This window comes from Winogradskyella sp., assembly GCF_028289625.1.
Lineage (GTDB): Bacteria > Bacteroidota > Bacteroidia > Flavobacteriales > Flavobacteriaceae > Winogradskyella.
The window spans coordinates 1-8,398 of the sequence record NZ_JANQOM010000033.1; the positions used below are offsets into that span (position 1 = coordinate 1).

At 36.4% G+C, this 8,398-nt stretch carries 8 protein-coding genes; 3 read left to right on the top strand and 5 right to left on the bottom strand.

What is annotated here, in order from left to right:
• The coding region (locus Q0992_RS06945) for a WD40/YVTN/BNR-like repeat-containing protein (RefSeq protein WP_367277950.1) at positions 1-1,152 on the bottom strand (1,152 nt) is incomplete at its 3' end.
• Between the two features lie 123 nt (positions 1,153-1,275).
• On the opposite strand from Q0992_RS06945, the gene Q0992_RS06950 reads away from it, so the two are divergent.
• The 3 genes from Q0992_RS06950 (at position 1,276) to Q0992_RS06960 (ending at position 4,678) form a co-directional block, all read left to right on the top strand.
• Positions 1,276-2,412 carry a VWA domain-containing protein gene (locus Q0992_RS06950; RefSeq protein WP_299521611.1) on the top strand — a complete coding sequence of 379 codons (1,137 nt, stop codon included), beginning with the start codon at positions 1,276-1,278 and terminating at the stop codon, positions 2,410-2,412.
• Positions 2,413-2,481: 69 nt separating this feature from the next.
• Positions 2,482-3,939 carry a magnesium chelatase gene (locus Q0992_RS06955; RefSeq protein WP_299521612.1) on the top strand — a complete coding sequence of 486 codons (1,458 nt, stop codon included), beginning with the start codon at positions 2,482-2,484 and terminating at the stop codon, positions 3,937-3,939.
• A gap of 79 nt (positions 3,940-4,018) precedes the next feature.
• Complete coding sequence (locus Q0992_RS06960; protein ID WP_299521613.1) at positions 4,019-4,678, top strand: YiiX/YebB-like N1pC/P60 family cysteine hydrolase; 660 nt, start codon at positions 4,019-4,021, stop codon at positions 4,676-4,678.
• A 54-nt stretch (positions 4,679-4,732) separates the two neighbouring features.
• On the opposite strand, the gene Q0992_RS06965 is transcribed toward Q0992_RS06960, so the two are convergent.
• The 4 genes from Q0992_RS06965 to Q0992_RS06980 all read right to left on the bottom strand — a co-directional run.
• On the bottom strand, positions 4,733-5,362 hold the full coding sequence (locus Q0992_RS06965) for a hypothetical protein (RefSeq protein WP_299521614.1): 630 nt from the start codon (positions 5,360-5,362) through the stop codon (positions 4,733-4,735).
• A 20-nt stretch (positions 5,363-5,382) separates the two neighbouring features.
• Positions 5,383-5,976, bottom strand: coding sequence for a hypothetical protein (locus Q0992_RS06970; RefSeq protein ID WP_299521615.1), 594 nt, complete (start codon positions 5,974-5,976; stop codon positions 5,383-5,385).
• A gap of 12 nt (positions 5,977-5,988) precedes the next feature.
• Complete coding sequence (locus Q0992_RS06975; protein ID WP_299521616.1) at positions 5,989-7,482, bottom strand: alpha/beta fold hydrolase; 1,494 nt, start codon at positions 7,480-7,482, stop codon at positions 5,989-5,991.
• 13 nt (positions 7,483-7,495) lie between these two features.
• Positions 7,496-8,398 (bottom strand): outer membrane beta-barrel family protein (locus Q0992_RS06980; protein WP_299521617.1); only part of this gene is annotated, 903 nt, incomplete at its 5' end.

The window sequence follows — 8,398 nt, forward strand, 5'->3', positions numbered from 1 at the left end:
AAATCGCCAGGTTTTCCCTCCATCTTTAGTAATATTCATCCCACCATCATTACCATCAATCATAAAACTACCATCTTTGGGATGTATCCACCATGCGTGATGATCTGGATGTACACCATTGCTCACTCCATAGGCTGGCATCAATTGGGTGAAATTTTTACCACCATCCTCTGAGACGTTGACGTAAGTAAAAATGGAATAAACCCTATTCTCATTTTGTGGATCTACATAAATTTCTGAATAATAAAATGGACGGTTACCGATATCGTTTTTAGCGTTTATTTTTCTCCATTTAAAACCGCCGTCTTCACTTTTGTACAGTGCATTTTTTTTAGCTTCAACCAAAGCATAGACAATGTTAGGTTTTCCAGGTGCTATAGCCACACCAATTCGGCCTAAATTTCCTTTAGGTAGTCCATCTTCATCAGTTATTTTTTTCCAGGTTTTTCCTCCATCGTGGGTTATATGAAGTCCAGAGCCTTCACCACCAGAATTAAAGAACCAAGGGTCGCGTTTGTGTTCCCATAACGCTGCAATAAGTTTATTTGGATTGGTAGGATCCATTATCAAATCCGCAACTCCGGTTTTATTGTTGGCAAATAGAATTTTGTTCCAAGTTTTACCACCATCAGTGGTTTTAAAAACACCGCGTTCGGGATGTTCACCCCAAGGAGAACCTATGGCTCCAACATAAACAACGTTGGGGTTTGTAGGGTCTACAATAATTCTATGGATATGTCTGGTTTTTTCTAAACCCATAGCTATCCATGTCTTTCCGCCATCTAAGGACTTGTAAACACCATAGCCTCCATTCAATGAGTTACGTGGATTACCTTCGCCCGTACCTACCCAAATAACACTCGGATTGGATTGTTGAATTTCTACAGCGCCTATGGAGGCGGTTAACTCTTTGTCGAATATTGGGTCCCATTTTATACCGCCAGAAGTCGATTTCCAGAGGCCACCTGAAGCTGTGCCAACATACATAATATCAGGATTGTCTAGAACCACATCAATAGCTGTCACACGACCAGACATACCACCAGGTCCAATATTCCTAGGTGTCATATTTTTGACCATATCCATTGAAAACTCTTGCGCAGAAAGTGTTGCTATGCAGATAAGCATGAGCAACAATAAAAATCTTCTCATTATTTTAAGGTTAGTTAAGTGGAGCCTAAAGTTAAGGAAAAGAAACTACAGAAATCTTAATGTGTTGTTAACGTATTTGACACCCTGTTTTTGAATTAAAAAAAGCCTTATTTTTACATAACTATGAATGGGAAAACAAATAGATCGGGTTTTGTTTTTAAAACCTATGAAGCACCTAACCAATCGCCTTTTGAGAAGCTTTTTGAGATTTTTAAAGAGCTCATAACTTACACTTCTGGTGATTTTGATGAAGCTATTGACTGGCTCAGACAATTGGACAAAGAATACAACTTAACTACACCTGATTATACTATTGATGATTTTATTGAGGATCTCAAAAATAAAGGGTATATCCGAGAAGAAATAGATCCTACTGGTGATGGCAGTGGTAAAGGTAAAACGACTATTACAGCTAAAACCGAACGCGCTATAAGAAAACAAGCATTAGATCATATTTTTGGTAAAATTAAGCGTAGTGGTTCTGGTAATCATAAAAGTAAAGGAGTTGGATTAGGTGACGAACACACAGGTGATTTTAGGGTTTATCAGTTTGGGGATGCTTTAGACAAGGTATCTATAACAGAGAGTTTAAAGAATGCACAGATTAATCATGGAGTAGGAGATTTCAATTTGACGGAAGATGATTTAGTCGTTGAAGAAACGCTACATAAAAGTCAAATGAGTACTGTGCTGATGATAGATATAAGTCATAGTATGATTCTCTATGGTGAAGATAGAATTACACCAGCAAAAAAAGTAGCCATGGCCTTATCTGAGTTGATTACTACCAGATACCCAAAAGACAGTTTGGAAATTTTAGTATTTGGAAACGATGCTTGGCCTATAAAAATCAAAGACTTACCATATTTAAAGGTAGGGCCTTATCACACTAATACGGTTGCAGGCTTACAATTGGCAATGGATATGCTTCGTAGAAAGCGTAATACCAACAAACAGATTTTTATGATTACGGATGGTAAGCCAAGTTGTTTGCGATTGCCAGATGGGCAGTATTATAAAAACAGTAATGGTTTAGACCCTTACATCACCAATAAGTGTTATGCTATGGCGCAGCAAGCTAGGCGTTTGCATATTCCTATAACTACATTTATGATTGCCGAGGATCCGTATCTCATGCGATTCATTAGAGAGTTTACGCAAGCCAATAGAGGTAAAGCATTTTACACAGGATTGAAAGGCTTAGGTGAAATGATTTTTGAAGATTATGAAAACAGCAGAAAAAGAAGAATAAAAGGATAAAAATAGCTGTTAGCTGTTAGCTGTTGGCCATTCGCTAAAAGCTAAGTGCTAAGAGCCAAAAGCTAGAGCATGAAAGAAATAATAACTTTAGGAAAACTAAAAAACACAGGATATCAATCAAAATCCATAAAGGATGAATTAAGGGATAATTTAATTGAGAACATAAAAAATAAAGTCAATATGTTTGATGGTATTCATGGGTATGAACATACCGTGATTCCTGAATTGGAGCGCGCTATTTTGTCGAGACACAATATTAATTTATTGGGATTGCGAGGTCAAGCTAAGACGCGATTAGCACGTATGATGGTGAATCTTTTAGATGAATATATTCCTGTAGTGCAAGGTTCAGAAATTAATGATGACCCTCTAAATCCGATTTCGAGATATGCGGTTGAGCTCATTGCAGAAAAAGGTGACGATACCCCAATTACGTGGTTGCATCGCGACGAGCGCTTTGCTGAGAAATTAGCAACGCCAGATGTAACAGTTGCTGATATTATTGGTGATGTAGATCCAATTAAAGCGGCAAATTTGAAATTAAGCTATGCTGATGATCGTGTGATTCATTATGGTATGATACCGCGCGCTAACCGTTGCATTTTTGTAATTAATGAACTCCCGGATTTGCAAGCTCGGATTCAAGTAGCGTTATTCAATATTTTGCAGGAAGGAGATATACAGATTCGAGGCTTTAAATTACGTCTGCCATTAGATATGCAATTTGTGTTTACGGCAAACCCTGAAGATTACACAAACAGAGGAAGTATTGTAACGCCTTTGAAAGATAGAATAGGCTCACAAATTTTAACACATTACCCAGCTAATATCAATATTGCACAAACCATAACAGCGCAAGAAGCCAAGCTCGATGAACGCCAATCCGCATCGGTTTATGTGCCAGAATTAGCGAAAGAACTCTTAGAGCAAATCAGTTTTGAAGCCCGTGAGAGTGAATATGTCGATGTAAAAAGTGGAGTGAGCGCACGTATGAGCATAACGGCTTTTGAAAATTTATTGAGTACAGCTGAGCGTCGTGCTTTATTATCTGGTGATGAGAGTACCACTGTGCGTTTATCGGACTTTATCGGTGTGATTCCTGCGATTACTGGTAAGGTGGAATTGGTATATGAAGGCGAACAAGAAGGTGCAGACTTTGTGGCAAATACGTTGATTGACGAAGCTATTAAAACACTATTCCCCAAATACTTTCCAAAAATTGAAAAATTGGAAAAGCAAGGAGAAGAAACACCTTATGATGATATCATATCTTGGTTCTTTAACGGAGATGGGTTTGAGTTATTGGATGATTTTAATAACAATGCTTATAAATCTAAATTAGATGAAGTGACACCACTGAATACTTTAATTGCAGAGCATCAACCAGACATCGATGCCAGAGATGTTTATTTTGAAAAAGAGTTTGTGCTTTGGGGCTTGGTACAATTTAAAAAATTGAGCAAATACCGTTATTCTGAAGGCTTACAGATTAAAGATCCTTATGGGAGTTATATTAGTGGGTTGTAATTATGTTGTTTTTTTTACATTTTTAAGATAACTAATTTAGGTTATTGTAATTTGTCTTTATTTCAACTCCCTCGTATATATGAAAAATACATCTAAATGCGTATTTGCTTTAGTAATTATAGGTTGTCTTTTTTTGAGTTGCAATCAGAAAAACCAAACCCTACAAGAAGGTGATTTGCTATTTCAGGACTTGGATTGTGGTGACCTATGTGATGCCATTGAGACCGTTACCATAGGTGTAAATGGTAAAGATTTTTCCCATTGCGGTATGGTCATTAAAATTAATGATACTCTAAAAGTTATTGAAGCTATCGGTGAGCAGGTTCAGGTAAATACCATTACTACATTTTTAGCCAGAAGCGGTGATACAGAGGTGCTAAAAAATACAACAGTTGCTAGGGTTAAACCTAAATATAAAGGCTTAATACCCAAAGCAACTTCCTATGCAATTAAACAAACTGGTCAGCCATACGATCACGAATTTATATTGGATAACGGTAGTTGGTATTGCAGTGAGTTGTTGTATGAGGCTTTTAAACAAGCCAATAATCAAGAAGATTTTTTTGAACTGGCACCAATGACTTATAAAGACCCTAGAACCAAATCTTTTTTTCCTGCATGGGTATCGTATTATAATAATTTGAATAAAGACATCCCAGAAGGTAAACTGGGACTCAACCCAGGCTCTATATCACGCTCTAACAACATTGATATATTGCATATAGAGAACATTCAATAGTTGGATATAACCAGCAAATTAAAATTTCTTGCTCACAAGCTTACTCCAATAAGTTTAGTCTTTTGCTGGTTGAAAGACCCACCAAGTCTCACCATTCGAGGGCCTAAAACTAAGTTTAATAATGCCAGAATCGGAGTAGATGAAATATTTATAGCCTACAATAAGATCGTCACCATTAAGCTTTGCTTTGAATTCGCCATCCTTGTAAGTGGCAATTATACCATTGCTGAATTCAAAAGTAGCATTGTATAATTCTGGATTGACCTCAGAGCGTTTAAGTGTCTTTTTCATGCTAAGACCATTGGTGTACTTATCGTGGTTATGAACATATGTTTTGGATTTGCGCTTTTCTTTTTTTGCAGTTGAACGTATTTCAAAAAGTCTGGTATCGATTCGTTCTACTTTACCATTTGAGATATGGAATACGTCTGTGGTCTCTTTCCAATTCGGATAGACTATGAGCTTATGGGCTTCTGTTATGATAAATTCATTGGTAGAGTCTTCATTACTGTATACTAATTCGTTATCTCCATTTTTGAGTTCAAACTTAGTGCCTGGTGGAAAACTGACATTATCAGATGTATCCTCGCTAAGCGTTATCTTTAGGTATCTGTTTTGCGTATTGGCTATGCCGCTTATGATTATAGCAATCATCAAGAGGCTTAATTTAAATTCGGTTTTCATTAGTCTTGTGTTTTTATATGTTATTCTTTTGTAGGTTCAAAGACCCACCAAACGTTTCCATTATTTGTGTTAAAACTTAGTTTAAGCACTCCCAAATCACTATATATAAGGTATTTGTATTTTATGATTAATATCTTTTCATCGAGTGCAGCACTATAAACACCATCTGTATAGGTAAAGGTGATACCATTACTAAGCGTAAATTCTAAGTTTTTCTTACCCTCTAGAATCTCAGAATCAGTGACTTTAGATGCTGAAGTAACGCCATTATTAGAGGTTGCTGTTTTACCTGAGTTTTTGTGGGAATCATTATACGTGGAAGTCAGTACTTTTTCAACTTTACCTTCGGTTAAAACGAATATGTCGGCATCGTCCTTCCAGTTTGGATAAACATATAATGTATGTTTTTCTTCAATTTCAACAATTCCGGGATCGTCACTGTTTTTAAAAATGATGTAACCTTCTTTGGTTTTTAATTCAAATTTGGTTCCTGGTGGATACATCTCAAAGTCGTGCACATTATCACTTTTAGTAATCTTAAGGTATGTTTTTTGTGCGTTACCCATACTCAAAAATAGTATTGCAAACACTAGTGTTAGGAGTTTAATTTTCATGATCTCTATGTTTTATTTCGTTTTAAATTTTGGTGTCTCAATGGTTTCAAAACATTGAGGGTTAGGTTTGGCATTTGGATTATTAAAGAATGCATTCGCTACTTCCATACCACAAGGATTATCCCAGTAGGTGGTCGGAGTGTGTTTCCAGCCTTTAAAAATGATATGATAGCTATTTTCAAGATTGGGAAGCATATTCTGGGCCCATTTTATAGGAGTTAGTTCATCATATTCACCATTAATAAGTAATACAGGAATATCCGTTTTAATAGCTTTATTTTCTATTGCTGATACTTTTTTAACTCCCCATATATCGCATACGGAAGCCTCCGTTATGGCAGGGGATAGTCCAGCAACTTCAGGATAGCGATTGGTTTCTCTGGCAACCACTTCTTGAGAAGTAAACGGATATTCTTCTGCACACCAAACAGATAATCGCATGCCTCTGCCTGAGCCATCACCAGGCGATTGTTTTAAAAGTGACTGTAGGTAGTAGGATACGGAACTTAAATCACCCTCAAGGATCTTATTGATTTCAAGTGGGATATTTGAGACTTCACTAGTCGATGCTAAACTGAATATATTCATTAAGTCTGAACCTTTTAACTTAAATGTTTCAATAGATCCATCCTCTGGATTTTCTATATCTACAGTTAAAGGGTTTTGTGTTTTTTCTCTCAGAAAACTGAAGAAACGTGTTTTTAGATTTGGGAAGACTGCGTTACAATCTGGGTCATGCGCACAATCATCTAAAACCTTTTTGACAGTTTCCAATAAGTTTAAAACGCTTTCTTCATCATAGCTTACTTCTAAAGGTAGTGGCGAATCCATTACTACACTTCGGATGCGATTTGGGTAATCTCGCAGCAACACTTGGGCAATTTTGGTACTGTAGGATATAGTCAACAAGTTATAATGCTCAATGCCCAAAGCATTGGCAAGATCATTAATATCAGCAGCAATTTCATTCGTATTGTATCCATTAAGGTCAATATTTTTATTCGTCAATCGGTTTCTACATCTCTTAGCGGCATCGTTAAATAATTGGTCTGATTGCTGTTCATCAAAATTAGGATGATTGGATTTTGCGACTGCTTCAGCCCACTCAGGACATCCTAAATGTGGCTTGGCATAATAATTACCACGCTGTTCAACTAATATGAAATCGCGATCATCGAGATATCTATAGTATTTCATATACTGAGCAGATGGCATTGTTGAATATCCCGGACCACCAACAGTATAGATAATTGGGTCGGGCTGGGGATTTGGATTTCTGCTTTTGAAAATGTAAACCGGAATCTCAATAGTTTTACTGTTTGATGTAGATCTATTTTCTGGAACTTGTAGATAACCAAAAGTGTAGTTCTGATTCTCAGCTATTTTGTGAGTTGTCTCTTTTGAAATTTTAAAATTAGAACTATGACTTTTTGGTTTTTGAGCTTCACAATTAACGGAAACTAAAACCCCTAAACCCAATATAAATCTTAAAAAAAATGTTTTCATTTCAATTGCTCTATTAACTATTAATTCTATTTTTTTCATCTTCTAAACCAGTATCTCGTTTTCTGGCTTTTTTAATCTCATTTCTCCCAAAATTATAGGTGAGATTAAAGCGAACTTGTCTGCTATCGCTACCACCATCACCATTAATAATAAGGTTGCCAAATTCTGTAGTACCTTCCCAAGGTGATGTAAATAAGATGTCATTAAAGGATAGACGTGCTGTGAGTTTATCGTCGAAGAAGCGTTTTTGTACTGCAATGTTGAGCGATCCTAAACCACTAGTTTCGTAAGTACCACCCCAAACCGAAGGGGAACTGTACCAACCTGATATTTCTGCCCTAAATCCTTTTGGAAGTTTAAAAGTGTTTTGCGCATAAAGACTTAAAGTATTTTGTGAGATCTCATTAAAATCTGGATTGGTAGCTTCATAAATGCTTCTAAAGGCGTTCACACTGAAGTAAATACTCCACCAGTCTGTAAATCTTGTTGGGTAGCTAACTCCTAAATTAATTACTTTTTGATTCGCGACATTTCTAGTAATTAAGAAATTTTGGTCATCGCCTACAGCTTCCGTGATTTGGGCAAAAAAGTCTCGTACAAAACTATAGCTCAATGAGGTTGTAAGTCTATAATTAAAGGTGTGTGACAGTTTTATGTTGTCTGTATATTGAGGTTGCAAAAAGGGATTCCCTTTACTAAATGAAAGTTCATCGATTTTATATTCAAAAGGGTTTAAACTCGCGTAATTTGGTCTTTGAATGCGTCTGCTGTAAATTAAAGCGAACGAGTTCTTTTGATTCATTTGATAGGTAAGACCACCACTTGGAAACCAATCCGTGTAGTTACGCTTTACACGGTCGTTTTGATCTTCTTGAAGACTAGTTAAAATGCCATCAGATTGTGTGTTTTCCATTCG